This window comes from Salmonella sp. SAL4457 (assembly GCF_046548235.1).
Lineage (GTDB): Bacteria > Pseudomonadota > Gammaproteobacteria > Enterobacterales > Enterobacteriaceae > Salmonella > Salmonella enterica.
In genome coordinates, this window is record NZ_JBGDZO010000003.1 from 216,288 (window position 1) to 235,752 (window position 19,465).

Annotated in this window: 16 protein-coding genes; 4 read left to right on the plus strand and 12 right to left on the minus strand. The window is 51.1% G+C overall.

Annotated features, from left to right (window positions below; all coding sequences use genetic code 11):
- Positions 1-7: 7 nt before the first annotated feature.
- On the minus strand, positions 8-1,267 hold the full coding sequence (locus tag ACLJNW_RS12195) for a DUF1116 domain-containing protein (RefSeq protein ID WP_000495330.1): 1,260 nt from the start codon (positions 1,265-1,267) through the stop codon (positions 8-10).
- A gap of 9 nt (positions 1,268-1,276) precedes the next feature.
- Positions 1,277-2,941, minus strand: coding sequence for an acyl-CoA synthetase FdrA (locus tag ACLJNW_RS12200; protein WP_134938888.1), 1,665 nt, complete (start codon positions 2,939-2,941; stop codon positions 1,277-1,279).
- 315 nt (positions 2,942-3,256) lie between these two features.
- Between ACLJNW_RS12200 and allD the strand changes: the two genes are divergently transcribed.
- Genes allD through allE form a run of 3 tightly spaced genes read left to right on the plus strand, consistent with a single transcriptional unit; the run spans position 3,257 to position 6,359 of the window.
- Positions 3,257-4,306, plus strand: coding sequence for an ureidoglycolate dehydrogenase AllD (gene allD, locus ACLJNW_RS12205; protein WP_024154513.1), 1,050 nt, complete (start codon positions 3,257-3,259; stop codon positions 4,304-4,306).
- Between the two features lie 21 nt (positions 4,307-4,327).
- Entirely contained in the window at positions 4,328-5,563 is a 1,236-nt protein-coding gene (allC, locus tag ACLJNW_RS12210) for an allantoate deiminase (protein ID WP_000589769.1), read from the plus strand.
- A 10-nt stretch (positions 5,564-5,573) separates the two neighbouring features.
- Positions 5,574-6,359 carry a (S)-ureidoglycine aminohydrolase gene (allE, locus tag ACLJNW_RS12215; RefSeq protein ID WP_000540981.1) on the plus strand — a complete coding sequence of 262 codons (786 nt, stop codon included), beginning with the start codon at positions 5,574-5,576 and terminating at the stop codon, positions 6,357-6,359.
- 79 nt (positions 6,360-6,438) lie between these two features.
- On the opposite strand, the gene glxK is transcribed toward allE, so the two are convergent.
- The 10 genes from glxK to allA form a co-directional block, all read right to left on the minus strand.
- Positions 6,439-7,587: a glycerate 3-kinase gene (glxK, locus tag ACLJNW_RS12220; protein WP_000706331.1), complete on the minus strand. Its 1,149-nt coding sequence runs from the start codon at positions 7,585-7,587 to the stop codon at positions 6,439-6,441.
- Between the two features lie 22 nt (positions 7,588-7,609).
- The gene (locus ACLJNW_RS12225; protein WP_000484505.1) at positions 7,610-8,908 is read right to left on the minus strand and encodes a uracil/xanthine transporter; all 1,299 of its coding nucleotides are present in this window, start codon (positions 8,906-8,908) and stop codon (positions 7,610-7,612) included.
- A 58-nt stretch (positions 8,909-8,966) separates the two neighbouring features.
- Entirely contained in the window at positions 8,967-10,328 is a 1,362-nt protein-coding gene (gene allB / locus ACLJNW_RS12230; protein WP_000006865.1) for an allantoinase AllB, read from the minus strand.
- 78 nt (positions 10,329-10,406) lie between these two features.
- Positions 10,407-11,861 carry an allantoin transporter gene (locus ACLJNW_RS12235; protein WP_017441717.1) on the minus strand — a complete coding sequence of 485 codons (1,455 nt, stop codon included), beginning with the start codon at positions 11,859-11,861 and terminating at the stop codon, positions 10,407-10,409.
- Positions 11,862-11,956: 95 nt separating this feature from the next.
- Positions 11,957-13,204 (minus strand): MFS transporter, encoded by a 1,248-nt coding sequence (locus ACLJNW_RS12240; protein ID WP_024154514.1) that lies wholly within the window; start codon positions 13,202-13,204, stop codon positions 11,957-11,959.
- A gap of 65 nt (positions 13,205-13,269) precedes the next feature.
- Positions 13,270-14,148, minus strand: coding sequence for a 2-hydroxy-3-oxopropionate reductase (gene glxR, locus ACLJNW_RS12245; RefSeq protein WP_000765815.1), 879 nt, complete (start codon positions 14,146-14,148; stop codon positions 13,270-13,272).
- Positions 14,149-14,248: 100 nt separating this feature from the next.
- A complete protein-coding gene (gene gip / locus ACLJNW_RS12250) occupies positions 14,249-15,025 on the minus strand; it encodes a hydroxypyruvate isomerase Gip (protein WP_023203769.1) in 777 nt (258 codons plus the stop codon).
- Positions 15,026-15,037: 12 nt separating this feature from the next.
- Complete coding sequence (gene gcl / locus ACLJNW_RS12255) at positions 15,038-16,819, minus strand: glyoxylate carboligase (protein WP_001096865.1); 1,782 nt, start codon at positions 16,817-16,819, stop codon at positions 15,038-15,040.
- Between the two features lie 84 nt (positions 16,820-16,903).
- A complete protein-coding gene (gene allR, locus ACLJNW_RS12260) occupies positions 16,904-17,722 on the minus strand; it encodes an HTH-type transcriptional repressor AllR (protein ID WP_000141265.1) in 819 nt (272 codons plus the stop codon).
- A 78-nt stretch (positions 17,723-17,800) separates the two neighbouring features.
- Positions 17,801-18,283 carry an ureidoglycolate lyase gene (gene allA / locus ACLJNW_RS12265; RefSeq protein WP_000764659.1) on the minus strand — a complete coding sequence of 161 codons (483 nt, stop codon included), beginning with the start codon at positions 18,281-18,283 and terminating at the stop codon, positions 17,801-17,803.
- A gap of 226 nt (positions 18,284-18,509) precedes the next feature.
- Between allA and allS the strand changes: the two genes are divergently transcribed.
- Positions 18,510-19,436 carry an HTH-type transcriptional activator AllS gene (gene allS, locus ACLJNW_RS12270; RefSeq protein WP_134938889.1) on the plus strand — a complete coding sequence of 309 codons (927 nt, stop codon included), beginning with the start codon at positions 18,510-18,512 and terminating at the stop codon, positions 19,434-19,436.
- Positions 19,437-19,465 lie beyond the last annotated feature (29 nt).

A 19,465-nucleotide genomic window follows, 5' to 3' on the forward strand; every position in this document is an offset into this window, starting at 1 on the left:
CGCTCTCTTAACTTACGCCCATGCTTTCCGCCAGCGCTTCCAGCGCCTGCTCGAAACAGGCCAGCGGCGCACGGACGGTTCCCGCGCCAATCTGTCCAATCCCCGCCTCTTTATGCGCAATACCCGTGTTAATCAGCGGCGTAATTCCGGTCTCGACCACGCGGCGGATATCCAGTCCCAGACAGGCCCCCTGAAAATCCCAGCCGGGGATTTGTAGCTGCATGTTGCGTTCGAGATAAATTTCAGCCATCTCTTCAGAAACAGATTTCGCCGCTTCCATTCCCCCGGCACCGACAAAACGCGTTACGCCAGGCGCGGCAATCATCGCAGCGCCGCCAATACCAAACGTTTCAGTAATGGCGCTGTCGCCCATGTCCGGGTTGGCCTGATCCTGCGAAAAACCGGTAAAAAATAGCCCCTGCGGCGTATTAACAGGCGCGGTGAACCAACGGTCGCCCAGACCGCTAACCCGAATGCCAAACATATCGCCATTACGGGTCATCGCCGTCACAATACTGCCGGCGCGAATCTGCGCGCCCGCGTCCATGGCGGCTTTACAGTAGGCCATCGCCAGATTAAGGAAGAATTGATCGGTGACGCTCAGAAAATCCATCACTTCCGCTATCTGCTGCTTATCGTGTTCCAGACGGGCGATATGCGGCGCCAACGTGCGCATCAGCAATGCGGAAGAGGCGATATTGCGCTGGTGGAATTCATCTCCCATCGTAATGCCCTGCGCCATCATTGCGGTCAGGTCGAGCCCCCGCTCCAGACGTCCCAGCGCCGCGCTTAATACCGGCATCAGCACATCACGCATCCAGCGCAAACGTTGCTGAACATCCTCGCCATAGGCGCCGAAACGCATCACTTTGCCGATCCCTTCGTTGAGATTGCAGTACGCGCGATTGCCGTCGGTGATATTTTCCACGACCAGCATCGGCATACTGGCTGAGGTAATACCGCCCATCGGCCCCACGGCGTTAACGTGATGGCAGGGAATAAAGTTGACCTTTCCCTGCTCTAACAGCGCGAGCGCGCTCATTTCATCTTTGGCCCATCCTTCAAACAGGCATGCGCCGATACAGGCGCCTTTCATCGGGCCGGTCATCTCTTGCCAGCGCATCGGCGGGCCGGCATGAAGAAGCGTTTTCCCTTGATTGAGCACGCTAATTAATGAAGAAGCTGGCTTCACATCCAGCCAGTGCGGACGTGCGCGACGAATTTGTTCGATGACTGCAGCGTTGGCTTGCGCCACTGATGTAAACATGGGAACCCCTTATTGCAAACGTTCTAACAGACGAGCCAGTTTTTTATTACCGCCAGCGACAGGCGCCCACTGGTAGTGCACCACGGGCATACCGGCAGCCTGTAAATCCAGTGCAAAGCTACGTAACCCGGCATTAATCACCGCTACCGCTTCCAGTAACCGGGGAGCTGATGGATGAGTAGAAGAGAGAGTGGGTCGAATCAGTTCCGCGGCCAACAGAGTGGCTTCGGGAAGAGAATCCACTACCGTGATGCCGACATCTTCGAGCGCGGCGATTTGTTGCGAGCGGCACTGAGGATCGCGTTCCGTTCCGGTGACGGTTGCGATGGCGAACAGCGGCTGATCGCTGGCGCATGCGGCACATGCCTTCTGCCAGGCCTGAATCAGCGATGCGGCGGGATCGGCGGTCGCGCCAAAACCAATAACGACGTCCACTAATAACACGCGTACCTGCGGCTGCGTGCCAAGCCCGGCGATAAGCTGATTACGTAACGCCGGGTCGATCATCGGATGTGGTCGCCCAACGGTATAAAAGTCATCGCCCAGATCGATAATCTGGTGGCCGTCAGCGTCAAGCATCATGCCATGGTGATGTTCCGTATCCGCCGCGACGCCCAGATAGCCGGCCAGCAGCCCCGCCGCTTCCGCCGCCAGCGTTCCGCCGGTATAGAGGCCACGAATCACGCCGCCTGTTGAAACCATTTCTTTACGCTGCGACGTCACGCGAGACAATAAACATGCCAGGCGGGCGGCTTCATCCAGCGTCGAGGCAAACCAGACGTTTCCCTCACGCGCAACGGGAGAGGAAAACCCTAAGAACAGCGCTACAACGGGTTTCCCGGTGGCTTTCATCGCCGCGATAATATGCTGACGAACCGCATCGGCAGGCGGTTTGGAGACAAAGGCCAGCACCTGGCTCTTTTCATCCGCGCTGAGTATCTCCAGTGCCGTTAGCGCGCTGATCCCGCCGACCTCGGCGCTCAAATCGCGTCCGCCAAGCCCGATGGCATGGGTAATCCCTTCCCCCGCCAGCGCAATCTGTGAACAGAGCTCCTGAATACCGGTGCCGGAAGCGCCAATCACCCCGATGTTGCCCTCTGGCATGACGTTAGCGAAAGCCAGCGGCGTATTGGCGATCATAGCGGTGCCGCAATCCGGCCCCATGACCAGCAGTCCTTTATCACGCGCCCGGCGTTTTAGTCTGATTTCATCGTCCAGCGTGACATTATCGGAGAAGATCATCACGTTCAACGAACGATCCAGCGCCTGCTCCGCCAGTTCCGCCGCATATTCGCCGGCCACCGATACCAGCGCCAGATTCGCCTCTGGCAGTTTCTGACAGGCGCTTTCCCAGCGTCTGACCTGGATTAACGACTGGCTGCCGCTGCTTCCCTGCGCCAACTGCTGCAATGCTTCTTCGAGCTGTTGCACAATCACTTGCGTAATGCCGTCATCTACCGCTTCGGTACGAATCGCCACACAAATGTCATTGGGCGTAGCGCCATGAAAATCGTCATGCCAGAAACCGGTAGTTTCCAGCAGCGACTTATTCGCAGGCGTTCCCATCATTACCGATACATCATCAACATTTTCGGACTCACTCAGCTTTCGAGAAATAATCATTAAGCTGACAGAGTCCTGAAAACACCCTTTTTTAATAAAGGCGTGGATCATAACAACTCCTTAATAATTGCACCCATTGCAATTGCACGAGCAGTGTTAATGTGCGCTTCACGGTATATATCCGGGAGGGTAAATAGAGTGATTAACGTCACATCAAATTTATTAACAAAAGAATTCAAACAACGGCTAAAGGATTAGTTATGATTTTCTAAAAAAGCTTTTTATTTAAGCAAAAAGATAAAACCCGCCTGATTATCAAATAAATTCTAATTATATTTTTTTGCCTGTCTGGATCACATAATCATTTTATTTTCCCGGTATGTTAATCGCAGTCATGCTTCACACCGTCGTTAAAAAGGAAGACAGATGAAAATCAGTCGGGAAACACTCCATCAGCTTATCGAAAATAAGCTTTATAAAGCCGGACTAAAACGTGAGCACGCCGCCATCGTCGCCGACGTACTGGTTTATGCAGATGCCAGAGGTATTCACTCACATGGCGCCGTACGTGTTGAATATTATGCCGAACGAATTTCAAAAGGCGGCACCAACCGGGAGCCTACGTTCCGCATTGAGAATACCGGTCCCTGTACGGCGATACTGCATGCCGATAATGCTGCCGGACAGGTCGCAGCCAAAATGGGAATGGAGCATGCTATTGAAATAGCCAAAAAAAATGGCGTCGCGGTTGTCGGCATTAGCAGAATGGGCCATAGCGGCGCCATCTCTTATTTCGTCCGCCAGGCTGCTCGCGAAAGCCTGATCGGTCTGTCTATCTGTCAGTCCGATCCTATGGTCGTGCCGTTTGGCGGGGCGGATATTTACTATGGCACTAATCCGCTGGCCTTTGCCGCGCCGGGCGAAGGCGATGACATCATTACCTTTGATATGGCCACCACCGTGCAGGCCTGGGGAAAAGTCCTCGATGCACGGTCTCGCAATGAGTCCATTCCGGAGAGTTGGGCCGTCGATAAAAACGGCGCGCCGACACATGATCCTTTTGCCGTCAATGCGTTATTACCCGCCGCAGGCCCGAAAGGTTACGGCCTGATGATGATGATCGATATTTTGTCCGGCATTCTGCTGGGGCTGCCGTTTGGCCGCCAGGTCAGTTCGATGTATGAAGATTTACACGCCGGACGCAATTTAGGACAACTTCATCTGGTCATTAATCCGGCGTTCTTTTCTTCCTGTGAATTATTCCGCAAACATATTAGTCAGACTATGCAGGAACTCAATTCCGTGAAGCCCGCTCCCGGTTTTAAACAGGTTTATTATCCTGGACAGGATCAGGATATTAAACAGAAAAATGCCGATATGAATGGTATCGATATTGTTGATGATATTTATCAATATCTGATTTCCGATGCCCTCTATCTCAAGTCATACGAAACAAAAAATCCCTTTGCCCAATAATTATTGAAACAGGAATTTTCTATGATAAAGCATTTTCGCCACGCGATAGAAGAAACATTGCCCTGGCTCTCTTCCATTGGAGCCGATCCAACGGGTGGAATGACGCGTTTACTTTATTCGCCTGAGTGGCTGGAAACACAGCAGCAGTTTAAAAAGCGAATGGCAGAAAGCGGTCTGGAAACACGCTTTGATGACGTCGGAAATTTATATGGCCGCCTTTGCGGCACACAATTTCCGGAGCAGGTGATTTTAAGCGGTTCGCATATTGATACGGTCGTCAACGGCGGCAATCTGGACGGGCAATTTGGCGCGCTTGCCGCCTGGCTGGCGCTCGACTGGCTAAAAGCGACCTACGGCGCGCCGCTGCGCACCGTCGAGGTAGTGTCAATGGCAGAGGAAGAAGGCAGCCGTTTCCCTTACGTTTTTTGGGGCAGCAAGAACATTTTTGGCCTGGCGAATCCTGAAGAGGTACGCCATATCCAGGACGCCAAAGGCACAGGCTTTGTCGACGCTATGCAGGCGTGCGGATTTACCCTTCCCGCCGCGCCGCTCGCTGCGCGAACCGATATCCGCGCCTTTGTTGAATTGCATATTGAGCAAGGCTGCGTTCTGGAGAGCAACGGACAGTCGATTGGCGTCGTCAACGCCATCGTCGGGCAACGTCGCTACACGGTGACGCTCAACGGCGAGTCCAACCATGCAGGCACAACGCCAATGGGCTATCGTCGCGATACGGTGCACGCCTTCAGTCGTATTTGCAGTCAGTCCATTGAAAAAGCCAAACAGCATGGCGATCCCCTGGTATTAACGTTCGGCAAAGTTGAGCCGCAGCCGAATACGGTCAATGTAGTCCCTGGAAAAACCACATTTACAATCGATTGCCGGCATACGGACGCCGCCGTACTTCGTGAATTTACCGAACAGTTGGAAAACGATATGCGCGCCATCTGCGATGAAATGGATATCAGCATCGATATCGATTTGTGGATGGACGAAGCGCCGGTGCCGATGAACGCCGAACTGGTCGCGGCCCTCACCAGGCTGTGTGAAACCGAACAACTGAACTATCGCATAATGCATAGCGGCGCAGGTCATGACGCGCAAATTTTCGCGCCGCGCGTCCCTACCTGTATGATTTTCGTCCCCAGCATTAATGGTATCAGCCATAACCCGGCGGAACGTACCAACATTAATGACCTTGCTGAAGGGGTCAAAACTCTGGCATTAATGCTGCATCAACTTGCCTGGCAAAAATAAGGAGCCATCAATGGGATATCTGAATAACGTCACGGGTTACCGCGATGATTTACTGGCGAACCGCGCCATTGTGAAACACGGTAACTATGCGCTCTTAACGCCGGACGGTCTGGTGAAAAATATTATTCCCGGCTTTGAAAACTGTGACGTCACCATCCTTTCGACGCCGAAGCTGGGTGCTTCTTTCGTCGATTATCTGGTCACCTTACATCAGAATGGCGGCAACCAGCAGGGCTTTGGCGGCGAGGGGATTGAAACTTTTCTCTATGTCATTGCGGGAAATATTGAAGCTAAAGCAGAAGGAAAAACATTCTCTTTAACCCAGGGCGGATACCTCTATTGTCCACCGGGCGAGATGATGACCTTTAGCAACGCTCAAACGGAAGACAGCCAGCTATTTTTATATAAACGCCGCTATACTCCTGTCGAGGGGCATGCCCCGTGGTTGGTTTCCGGCAATGCCAGCCAGCTGGAGCGTATTCATTATGAAGGCATGGAAGATGTTATTCTGCTGGATTTCCTGCCTAAAGAGCTGGGCTTCGATATGAATATGCATATTCTGTCGTTCGAACCGGGCGCCAGCCACGGCTATATTGAAACCCACGTCCAGGAACATGGCGCTTATATCCTTTCCGGCCAGGGAGTTTATAACCTCGACAACAACTGGGTGCCGGTGAAAAAAGGCGACTACATCTTCATGGGCGCTTATTCCCTGCAGGCCGGATACGGTGTAGGTCGTGGCGAAGCATTCAGCTACATCTACTCCAAAGACTGTAACCGCGACGTTATGATTTAACGGCGGGCAGCCCTCCTGATTATTTTTAATTTAGCTATGTTGGATTTTGCCACGGTGAGAACCGTGGCTTTTTTTATGCTTAACGAGTCCCGATATCCTGGCCAAGTTTGATGACGCGGGCAATATTACAGGCGCTGTGGTAGAGATTTTGTTCACCGTTCGCCAGAACTTCCGGCAAAGGCGCCAGCCGCGGCAAAATACTGAATACGGCATCAATACCGTGGCGATGGACCACTTCCACGCCGTCGCCCAGTACGCCGGCAATGCCGATAACCGGGACGTGATGCCGTTTCGCCACTGACGCAACGCCTATCGGCGCTTTTCCTCCCGCCGTTTGCGAGTCGATTCGCCCTTCTCCGGTAATCACCAGCGAGGCCTCTTTTACCGCCTCCTCCAGCTTCACCGCCTGCATAACAATCTCAATACCGGGCTTCATTTCCGCTTCCAGGAAGACGATAGCAGCAATCCCCATTCCTCCGGCCGCTCCACCGCCCGGTATTTGAGACATGTCGCGTCCGGTCAGGGCATGTAAAACACGGGCATAATTACGTAATCCATTTTCCAGCGTCTCAACCATTTCAGGCGTCGCCCCTTTCTGCGGACCGAATACCGCCGCCGCGCCGCGTGGCCCCACCAACGGGTTATCAACATCACAGGCGACCTCAATACGACACTCTGAAATTCGCGGATCGCACCCCTGCAGGTCAATGCTCGCCAGGCGCGATAAATTGCCCCCTCCGGCGCCAAGCGGCGTTCCCTGCGCGTCCAGAAAACGCACACCGAGCGCCTGCGCTACTCCCATTCCGCCATCCACCGTGGCGCTGCCGCCGATACCCAGAATAATATGGCGAATCCCCGCGTCCAGGGCGTGACGAATCAATTCGCCGGTGCCGAAACTGGATGCCAGCAGCGGATTACGCGCCTCGGGCGCCACCAGCATCAATCCGCTCGCCGCCGCCATTTCAATAATCGCCGTTTTGCCGTCGCCGGTCAGGCCATAAAATCCGTTTACTTTTTCCCCCATCGGCCCGCTAACGTCCACAGAAACCCGTTTCCCGCCGGTCGCTGCCACCATCGCGTCCACGGTTCCTTCTCCACCATCGGCGATCGGTAAACAAACATAGCGCGCATCAGGAAATACGGTTGAAAATCCCGCTTTAATAGCCTGACAGCATTTATCAGCGCTTAAGCTCTCTTTAAATGAATCTGGCGCAATTACAATCTTCATCATGTCTCCTTGTTTTCTCACGTTATTTAATGCGTTCCCACGGAATAAGATTTTCCATAAGTACTGCCAGTAAGATTCCCACCAGTAATCCGTTACTAAGCAGAGGACGAATCATCAGTGGAAGATCCTGTAAATAGACCGGAGGAAGCCCCATCAAAAAAATGCCGACAAAAAGCGGTAATGCCAGGCGATAAATATTCCGCGCGGTAAACGTAATTTGCTGGCTAAAAACCAAACCGGAATAAAGTAAAGGTAAATAAGAGACCAGCATAACGGCGCTGCTGATCGCCAGTGGAATAGCGCAAAATAAGCGGGTTAACGGCGTTATAATGGCAACCAGCAGACACAGCGCGCTACCGCAGATAAAGGATTTGCGAGAACTGTCGCCGGTTTGCGTTAATAAACCAATGGAAGATACAAAAGGCGAAAAAGGCACGACCGCAAAAGGCACCGTCACTAACGTCATCAGTCCGGAAATCATAAAGCTTCGGCGATAACGAGAACTGCCCGACCCTTGATGCAGATAAAAGATATCGGTACCGCGGATGGCGCCGTAAGTGTTGCTGATGTTGACTAACCCCGTCATCACCGCCGTCACAATAATACCCGGCATCAGCGTGCCGTGGCTGCCCAGCGGAAACCATCGCCAGCTTAATTCACCCGGCGGTAAGTGTGATGAAGGAAAGCATAACCGCCATAGCCCCCACCCGACCACGGTCCCTACCAGTAACGCGTAACGGGAGATACGCTGCTGCAGGAAAATAATCATCGCGAGGATAAAACACATCACCGCGACCGCCAGCCCAAAGGGGGCCAATTTGATTCTGGCGCTGGTATCGGCAATGCCAAAAGGCAGCCCCAGCATGCCTTTAAAAAATATTGAGGTCAGCTGCGCGCCCAAAAGCAGCATGAAAAAAACCATTACCGCCGGAGTAAACAGGCGAGCCAGACGGTGTCCTAAGCCGCTAATGCCGATAAATATCGTCACCATTGCGGAGATCGCGATCCCGACCGACAGGCTGGAGGCGATATCGTTCAGCGGCGTGCCGCGAGACGCCTCGCCAAGCGTAATCGTAAGAATAGCGCCCCACCACAGCCCTGTCGGCCCTTCCATAATGGCCCGGCGATGGCCGCAAAATGCCTGAACCAGGCAGGCCAACGCGGTGGTCAAAAAAGCGTATTGTGTGAGCATTAACAGGTTATCAGCGGGAAGATGAAAAGCGGACAGCAAGGTAGGGGGAACCACAACCGTGTTACAGAAAATAAAGAAAAACCACTGAAAGCCGGACAATACACTTTCGCGGTTAATAACAGGGAACATATCCACACCTTAAAATAGAGAATGCCCGTCGTGACGACGGGCATTAAATCACACCGGATTACTGCTGATGTTTAAGGATAAACTGACCTTTTGGCGGCACAGGGAAGCCATGCTCGATGTCATAAATAACATCGCCGCGCAAAATCGTTTTGGTAATACGCGCGCCAATAGTACGGCCAACATACGGACTGACTTTATGGCGATATTCCAGATCTTCATTTTTCAGAACATAGCTGCTGTCAGGCTGAATAAAGACCAGGTCAGCATCTTTGCCGGGGGCAATACGTCCTTTATGTTTCAGACCAAAAATATCGGCAGCGTTGGTCGCCATTAATTTGCCAAACATCGGCAACGACATACCGCGTTTTTGCACCGCTTCATCAAACATGACGTCCATGCAGTTTTGCAGTCCGGCAATTCCACCCCATGCTTGCATGATATTGCCTGCTTTCATTTCCGGAGGGCATGGAGAGTGGTCGGATACCAGGCAGTCGATTTCGCCGTTAAACAGTTTTTCCCACATCCCTTTCTGGTTTTCCTGGTCGCGAATTGGCGGAGAACATTTTGCCAGGGTGCCAATCTCTTCGAACTGATCGGTATCGAGGACAAAATAGTGCGGGCACGATTCACAGGTGACATCCTGACCTTCCTGACGCGCGCGCGTTACTTCCTCTACCCCCTCCGGGCTGCTGATATGGCAAACGTGCAGACGGCAACCTGCCGCTTTCGCCAGATACAGCACGCGACGAATGGCTTCCACTTCAGTAAATACCGGACGTGAGGCGACATAATCATGCGCCGTTACGCGACCTTCGCGTTTAGCTTCCTCGCCCAGCTCATCGCAAATCAGAGCATTTTCGCAATGTACCAGTACCGTCTGGTCCATTTCCCCCAGTTTTTGCGCGCCTTTGTAAAACTGCCAGTCATTAACGTCGCGAAAATCATTATCGATGCCACGATCGCCGCAGGTGGCGACAAAGCACTTGAAGCCGACAACGCCCACTTCGTCCAGCTCATGCAGCCGATCCAGGTTATAAGAAACCAAACCGCCCAACTGCGCGGCGTCGATGGTCAATTTACCTTTTGCCGCGTCAAACTTGAGTTCAATCGTCTCACGATCGACCGTCGCCGGCAGCTGATTGAGCGGCATCTCAATCATCGTGGTAATACCGCCTTTCGCCGCCGCGCGCGTACCGGTTTCATAGCCTTCCCAGTGGGTACGGCCCGGTTCAGAAATGTGGGTATGCGCGTCAACCATGCCCGGCGAAACGATCAATCCCGTCGCATCCAGCACATTTTTCGCTTCCCCCAGGTTCTCGCCAATCGCGGCGATTTTTCCGCCCTGGACGGCGATATCGATAACTCTCGCTTCGTTTTCTAAGATGACAGTACCGTTCTTAATAATTAAATCAAAAGACATAACAAACTCCTTGTATGGATACAGATAGTTTTTAAATAGCGCACACTTCATTAAATACGCTTAATGCTTTTTCAATATTTAACCTACGAGTTTTTGCTCTCCTGTATTTTCAAAACCCGTGCGTTTCTTCAATAGCGCATAAGCAACGAACGCAACTATTACGCCTACAAACCAGGACACGCGGGATAAAGGCTCCATAAATGGTATAAACTTGCCGCCTAATGACAGAATGACTGCGACCAGGGTGACTGAAAATGCAGTCAGGTTAAATCCATTATCATAATATTTGTAATCACCGCTGGCGGTGTACAGCTCATCAAGATTAATTTTTCCACGCATTACCACAAAATAATGAGCTAACATTACGCCGATTACCGGGCCAAGCATACCGCCGATAATATCGAGGAACAGATAAATACTGTCCTGATTCTCCATTAATTTCCATGGGCAAATCAGTAGACTGATAATACTGGCAATCATTACGCCATTTTTATAGTTAAGCTTTGTCGGGGCAAGCGCCGCAATTTGATACCCCGCAGGTATAATATTACCGGTGGCGTTGGTTGAAATTGTCGTCATCAGAATCACCAGCACCGCAAAGAATGAAGCAAACAGGCTGTCCCAGCGCTGCACAATATCCAGCACGTTCCAGGTATCCATACCATAATGAATACTGGCTCCGGCAATAATGCACACGCTGGCTACGGCGAATAATATATACGCTACGATAAGCCCCAGTGTTTGTCCCAATGCCTGAGCGCGAAATGAATGCGCGTTTTGCGTGAAATCGGACGCGCTTACCGCTGGCGCAGCCCAGACGGCGACTACGGCGTTAATCACCACCAGGAACAGAAAGCCGCTGTGCTCTGCTTTTTGCACGCCTGAAGGCAGATAGTCCAGAATCGGGCCAATGCCGACCAGCGATATTGCCCAAATAGCCATGCCGCCAAAGACAATGTAAATACATGGATTGAGGATAGCGGTAAATTTATTTAATACTTTACCACCGCCAAAACCGATGCCAACGTTAATAATCCAAAAAATTAGAAAAGTAATTAGTCCTGGCAGTGAAAGACCCAGCAGCTTGAAATCTCCGCCTAATGTCAGAAATCCTGGCCAGATCTTCCCAATCAAAATAAGAAATGCCAGCGATCCCGCGTAACACTGTAAGCCGAACCACATAATTGCCGCGATTCCCCCTCGCAATAATCCAGGGAATAGCGCGCCGCGGACACCGTAAGAACCTCGCAATATCATAGCAAAAGGAACGCCATATTTGCTGCCTGCCGCGCCATTCATTACCATCGCCGCCGCAATAAATAATGCGCTGATAATAATGGCCAACATGATATTAAATGTTGATAGCCCCAGTATAAAAAAACCGCCGACCATAACGTAATTTGGCACGTTATGTACAGATCCCATCCATAAGGTGAAATAGTTAAATGCCTTCCAGTTTCGTTGGGTTTCTGTTTTAGGTAATAAGTCTTCGCTATAACCGCGCTGCTGGTATAGCTCTCTTTGATGTTCCATAAATCCCTCTTTTCACGCATCGGATAACGTTGTTATGGGTTTAGCTATGAGGAACAAATAAATATAAAATAAAGAATTAGTAGATATAATTATTTTTAAGCTGAAGCAATACGTTGCGTTGCTTTCTTTTTATATAAAGTGACGACAGCAAAGATCAGCGTTCCGGTGACCACTAAACATGCTGAAATCACAAAACTGATCTCCTTCGACCCCGTTACATCCGAAATAAATCCGGTCAACGTTGGGGCGACAACCGCCGAGCTCATGCCAAAGAAATTAAAAAGGCTGAAAGCTCTTCCCAGACTTTTTGCCGAAGCCTGTTCAGATACAAAGGAGATCAGGATCGGGTCTACCGCCATTTTCCCCAGCAAGCCGTATAGCGTCAGGCTGACCATCAGCATCGTGGTATTCGGGAACAAAACCGTAAACGCCAACATTGCTGCCGCCACAATTTCCAGACCGAGAATAACCTTAACTTTACTGTTACGGAATTTATCTGACAGATGGCTAAAAAATAACGCCCCCGGTACGCCAACCACCGCCACCAGCGCTGATGCCAGCCCGATAGCTCCGCCATCAAATCCTCTTTCAGTCTGTAGATAAGAGGGCAGCCAGGTCACTATCAAATAATAACCGTAGCAGGTACAGAAATAGAGGAAGTAAACGCTACACAATAAACCAGAGAATAAAGGCGCACGTTTCTCATCTTCCGTAACGGTTTGGGTTTGCTTTTCCGCTTGCGCAGAGTCGCTTTTGGCTTTACCGCGAATGATCAGCGTAAAGACGCACAGCATGATTACTAATATCGCGGCCACGATATACAGTACATTTTGCCAGGCCATGCTCATGTTTTTTACTAATACGCTGGAACCGATTAAGCCAATCCCCATCCCTATAGCCGACCCGCTGTTGATAATCGCGTTGGCTAATGCCCGACGGGCCTGCGGCACGTTTGCCGAAGAGAGTGAATAAGCCGAGCTAAAGAAAGAAGCGCATCCGCCACCTGCCATTAGCGACCCTATATAGATCATGGCCAGGCCATTGGCTTTCGCGATACAGAGTGTACCAATAATAAAAAGCGTAAATCCGGCCATCAGCATGATTTTTTGACCGAATTTATCGACCAATATTCCGCAAGGGATTTGCATACTGCAGTAAGCAAAAAAGTAAAAACTTGCAATGGCGCCTATTTCTGCATTACTTACATTGTCTAAAGATGCCTGAATTTCTGGATAAATTGGCGTAAGCACGGTGCGATAGATCCAAATCGCTACCCAGCCCAGACTCATTACGACAACAATTTGTTTCCAGTAATCAATCCCGGATTTTTTAGTTTCACTCATGTTCTTCACCTTTACAGAGTGTTCCTTGTGAACAGGTATCGCTGCAGCCGCAGCGATACACATAATTAGGACAATTTATGATTGGCCATTAATTCCAGCGCCTGTACCATTGCCGAATGATCAAGCTGGCTCCCGCCATTTGCCGCACAGGTATTGAATAATTCCTGGCAGGTCGCCGTATTCGGTAAATTCAGCGCCAGCGCTTTTGCGCTTTGCAATGCAAGATTAAGGTCTTTCTGATGAAGCGCGATTTTGAAACCAGGCTCGAACGTCCGGTTGATCATGCGCTCGCCGTGAACTTCCAGAATGCGTGAAGAGGCGAACCCGCCCATTAACGCCTGGCGCACGCGTACCGGATCGGCGCCTGCTTTTGAAGCAAACACTAAGGCTTCAGAAACCGCTTCAATATTCAGCGCAACAATAATTTGGTTAGCCACCTTACAGGTTTGCCCATCCCCATTGCCGCCCACCAGGGTGATATTTTTTCCTAGGATGTCAAAGAGCGGTTTAACGCGGTCAAAGACTTTCTGCTCGCCGCCGACCATAATCGACAGAGTGCCTTCACGCGCCCCGATTTCTCCCCCGGAAACCGGGGCATCCAGGTAATCAGCGCCCATTTCATTAACGCGCTGGGCAAAACGTTTGGTTTCGATAGGAGAAATAGAACTCATATCGACGATGGTTTTTCCCTGAAGCGATGTTTTGGCGCAACCGTGTTCGCCAAATAACACCTCTTCAACCTGCGGCGTATCCGGCACCATTATGAAGATAATGTCTGCAAATTCAGTTACCTGACGTGCAGTCTCAACATTTACCGCCCCCAGCGAGAGCAGTTCGTCCGCGACCGGACCAATAGTCGTAACGTGTAATTGATGACCGGCGCGTGCCAAATTGATAGCCATTGGCGAGCCCATAATTCCCAGGCCAATAAATCCCAGTTTCATATACAACCTCTTTTATTGCTTTCGGTGTTTCCAGATTCAGGCAACACAATCCCCTTCCAACACAGTGGAAAAAAAAGCGCTGCCCGAATTATTCTGCGTTTTAACGGTACTGATTAATCCACGATAATCCCGCTTCCGTGGTAGTCAGTGGTTTATATTCACAGCCAACCCAGCCATCATAACCAGACTGTTTAATGGCATTAAAAATAAAGTCATAATTAATTTCCCCGGTCCCCGGCTCGCCGCGACGCGGGTTATCAGCAATCTGTAAATGGCCTATTTTATCGGCCCATGCCGTCATGGTTTGCGTTAATTCCCCTTCCATGCGTTGCATGTGATAAATATCATACTGAATTTTGATATTATCGCTGCCGATATCCTTAATTAATGCTAACGCCTGTTGAGTGCCGGTGAGATGGAACCCCGGCATATCAAAGTGATTAATAGGTTCGATAAGTAATAAAATGTCTTCTTTCGCCAGCATATTTGCCGCATAGCGCAGGTTTTCGACCAACGTGTCGTGGATCTCCGTTGCGGAGAATCCTGACGGCGTTTTACCCACCAGACAATTTATTTTCTTATTGCCTAACGCACGTGCATAACGGATTGCGGCCGCTACGCCATCGCGAAATTCTTCTTCGCGCCCAGGAATACAGGCAATTCCACGTTCGCCAGCCGCCCAGTCGCCAGCCGGTAAATTATGTAACGTATGTTCCAGATTATTATCCCTGAGCTTACGTTTTAACACTTCGATGTCGTTATCGTAGGGAAACATGAATTCCACGCCGCGAAATCCCGACAACGCCGCTTTATCAAAGCGTTCCAGGAAATCATATTCCGTAAACAGCATAGAAAGATTGGCAGAGAAACGTAACATCGATTACCTCCCTTACTCATATTTCATAAAACAGGTTTCTGTTGGCGCATCTTTCGCACTATCCGCAACCTCTTCAAACTCGGTTACGTTATCCAGTTCGCTGCCCATGGAAATATTGGTTACGCGTTCCAGAATGACTTCCACCACCACCGGAACGCGATATTGCGCCATTAGCGCTTTGGCTTGTTCAAATGCAGGCGCAATATCTTCCGGTTTAAAGACACGAATTGCTTTACAGCCTAACCCTTCCGCCACTTTTACATGGTCAACGCCATAGCCATTCACTTCGCTGGAGTTGATATTTTCAAAGGCGAGCTGTACGCAGTAGTCCATGTCAAATGCGCGTTGCGACTGGCGAATCAGACCAAGATAAGCGTTGTTAACCAGCACATGGATATACGGAATGTTAAACTGCGCGCCGACGGCTAACTCTTCAATCAGGAACTGGAAGTCGAAATCGCCGGAAATCGCCACCACATTGCGTTGCGGATCGGCAGCACATACCCCTAATGCCGCCGGGATTGTCCAGCCAAGAGGCCCCGCCTGGCCGCAGTTGATCCAGTGTCTGTCTTTAAACACATGCAGCATCTGCGCTGCCGCGATTTGCGACAATCCAATGGTGGTGACATAGCACACATCGCGACCAAAGGCTTTGTTCATCTCTTCATAGACGCGCTGCGGCTTCACTGGCACGTTGTCAAAGTGGGTTTTACGCAGCAAAGTCCGTTTACGCTGCTGGCATTCGTCCACCCAGGTCTTCCGGCATGGCAAACGCCCCGCTTTTTGCATCTCCTGCGCGACATCGATCAGCAACGTTAGCGCCGCTTTGGCGTCAGAAACGATGCCCAGATCCGGGCACAACACGCGGCCAATTTGCGTCGGTTCAATATCGATATGGATGATTTTTCGACCCTGAGTATATTTCTCAACGGACCCCGTATGACGGTTGGCGAAACGGTTACCGATGCCAAAAACCATATCGGATGCCAGCAGAGTGGCGTTGCCGTAGCGGTGCGCCGTTTGCAGGCCGACCATCCCCGCCATTAGGGGGTGATCGTCCGGGATACAGCCCCAGCCCATCAGGGTAGGGATCACCGGTACATTGGTCAGTTCGGCAAACTGCTGCAGCAGTGGCGCGGCGTCGGCGTTAATAACCCCGCCGCCCGCGACAATTACCGGACGCTCGGACTGAATCAGCATCTCCAGCGCCTTTTCAATCTGTACGCGGCTGGCGGCTGGCTTATATACCGGCAGCGGCTCATACATATCCGGATCGAATTCGATTTCCGCAACCTGGACATCAAACGGTAAATCAACCAGCACAGGACCTGGGCGGCCTGAGCGCATCAGATGAAAAGCCTGCTGTAATACGCGCGGCACCAGCGCCGCCTCACGAACCGTCACTGCCATCTTGCTGACTGGTTTTGCAATCGCTTCAATATCGACTGCCTGGAAATCTTCCTTGTGCAGACGCGCTCGTGGCGCCTGACCAGTAATGCATAAAATCGGGATAGAGTCGGCAGAAGCGGAATAGAGCGCGGTGATCATGTCGGTTCCCGCCGGGCCGGAAGTGCCCAGGCAAACCCCAATATTACCTGCCGCCGCACGTGTGTAGCCCTCAGCCATATGTGAAGCGCCTTCCACATGACGCGCCAGTATATGGCGAATGCCTCCATGCTTACGCATTGCAGAATAGAAGGGGTTGATTGCAGCCCCAGGAACGCCGAATGCTGTGGTGATACCTTCTTTTTCCAGCACATACATTGCCGCATCCACGGCTCTCATTTTTGCCATTTTATTGCTACCTCTTTTTATTGGAAAAAGTTTCCAACTTTTAAAAATTTTAAAAAAGTCCCGCTCCAGCGAGCGGGATGCGGCTCAGGCTACAGGGGGTTTTAGCCCAAGCGCCGTACTGATGTCTTTCGCGGTATCCCGTACCAGTTCCCCCTGGCTGATAAAGCGATCTTCCGTCAGCCGGGAAGCCGGTCCCGATATTGAGATAGCGGCGACCACGCTGCCCGCATCGTCATAGATAGCGGAGGCGATACAATTCAGCCCGACAACATGTTCTTCCTGGTCGACGGTGTAGCCCTGTTCACGCGCCTGCTCCAGATTTTTAAGCAGGATAGGTAAATCCACCAGAGTGGTCGGCGTAAACCGCCGCAAACCGGTATTGACGACGATCCCCACCAGCTCTTCTTCGGTGAGCGGGTAAAGCAGCGCTTTTCCGGCGCCGGAAGCATGTAACGGCAGACGACTCCCTAAGGGCGCGCACATTCTGACCATCGATTTGCACTCCTTTTGACCGATTAACACCGCTTCATTACCGTTGCGAATCGCTACGTTGACCGTCTCGCCAGAAAGCAGCATAAGTCGGTGCATAAAGGGCCCGGCCACCGAGAGGACATCGCGATTATGAATATACGCAGAGCCCACATTAAATACGCCTAAACCAATATGCCACCAGCCAAGCTGGCTATCCTGGTACACAAAATCAGCCGCTTGCAGTACCTTTAACAGGCGAAACGTCGTAGAAAGCGGTAAATCCAGGCTGCCGGAAATATCGCTAACTGATGAACTGCCGCCGCTTCTTTCGAGATATTGCAATATCGCTATGCCCCTCTCCAGCGCCTGAGCGCCTTTCTGCGCAGTCGGCTCTGCCTGTCCTGGCCTGCCGCGTCGTCTTACTTCCGTCATATTTACGTTAACTCCGGCCCAAAATATGAGCATAAACAATGAACAATATGTTCATCTTATGCAAGAAGGCCAATAGCGTCACGCAAAACAGAGTTCATGTGTCGGGATACTTTCAACATCACAGTTATCGCTGCCACCGCGATCCACCGTCAGAAAATCGGTAACCGTCTGCCATGCAAACAGCGGGTGATGCCATACATTACGGTGATAATTGACGCCCTGCCGTCCATTGCTAATAAACGCCCGCAGCGTGGAGAGATCGGGTTTATCATCGCCGAGCGCGACAATAACGACAAAAGCCTCGCCGTTCATCGGCACAAACGCCTGCGTACCTAAAGGATGACGTTCCAGTTCATGTACCACAATAGGCATCGCGGCCGGTTGCGCCCTGTTAATACTGATCAGCGTGCGATCCTGCTCCAGAACTTCAACCTTCGCCAGGTCGTGATATCGCTCAACTAACCCGTTGTTTATATGAAAAAAGTCACGTTCCTGCGTCTCAATAACATCGCCATAAGCGCTGAACGTCTTCTGATCTAACGGTAATACCTCAAGTTTCATTATTTTTCCCTTGTAGCTCGATTCCGTTTAACCGCGGTTTGGACTCTGTCCGGTTTCAATACCATGCAATCTAAAACCTTCGGGATTTAACATCAACATAAAAGTTGGAATATTTTTCCAAAAGTAGATTTAGACCACAAATCAAACATGGCTATTATGTAAAACTACTTAAAAATCATAGGAAAACAATTCTGGTTTTATCAGGATCGTAAGGAGGCGTCTGACGATGTTTGACCCGGAAACACTGCGTACCTTTATCAGCGTTGCCGAAACGGGGAGTTTCTCCAAAGCGGCGGAGCGCCTGTGTAAAACCACGGCAACCATTAGCTACCGCATCAAACTGCTGGAGGAAAATACCGGCGTAGGGCTGTTCTTTCGCACAACGCGAAGCGTCTCGTTGACGGCGGCGGGCTCTCACCTTCTCTCTCAGGCAAAAGACTGGCTTGCGTGGCTGGACAGCATGCCTGACGAGCTACGCCAGGTTAACGACGGCGTAGAGCGTCAGGTCAATATTGTGGTTAATAACCTGCTCTATAGCCCGCAAGCGGTCGCCAGTCTCTTATCGTGGCTTAATGCGCGTTACCCTTTCACTCAGTTTCACTTTTCCCGGCAAATTTATATGGGCGTCTGGGATTCGCTCCTGTATGAAGGTTTTTCGCTGGCGATTGGCGTAACTGGCACCGAGCCGTTGGCTAATACCTTTATGCTCGACCCTTTAGGTTCCGTACAATGGCGTTTTGTGATGTCCGCGGATCATCCTTTAGCTCACGTCAGCGGGCCTCTAACAGAAGCGCAGTTGCGCCGTTTCCCGGCAATTAATATCGAAGACAGCGCGCGTACGCTGACCAAGCGGGTAGCCTGGCGCCTTCCGGGGCAGAAGGAAATTATCGTGCCTGATATGGAAACCAAAATCGCCGCTCATCTGGCAGGCGTCGGTATCGGTTTTGTCCCGCAGCCGCTTTGTCAAACGCTGATCGACAAAAACGAACTGGTGAGCTGTACCATTCCGACGATGCGTTCCCCCTCACCGTTAAGCCTCGCCTGGCATAAATTTGGCGGAGGCAAAGCGGTAGAAGACATTGTGAAATTATTTACCCAACGGCAACCCGAAATAGCCGGTTTTTTATCCATTTTCAACACGGTACGCTGTTAAAAATCAAGCCACTTTGCGAATTGGCGCGT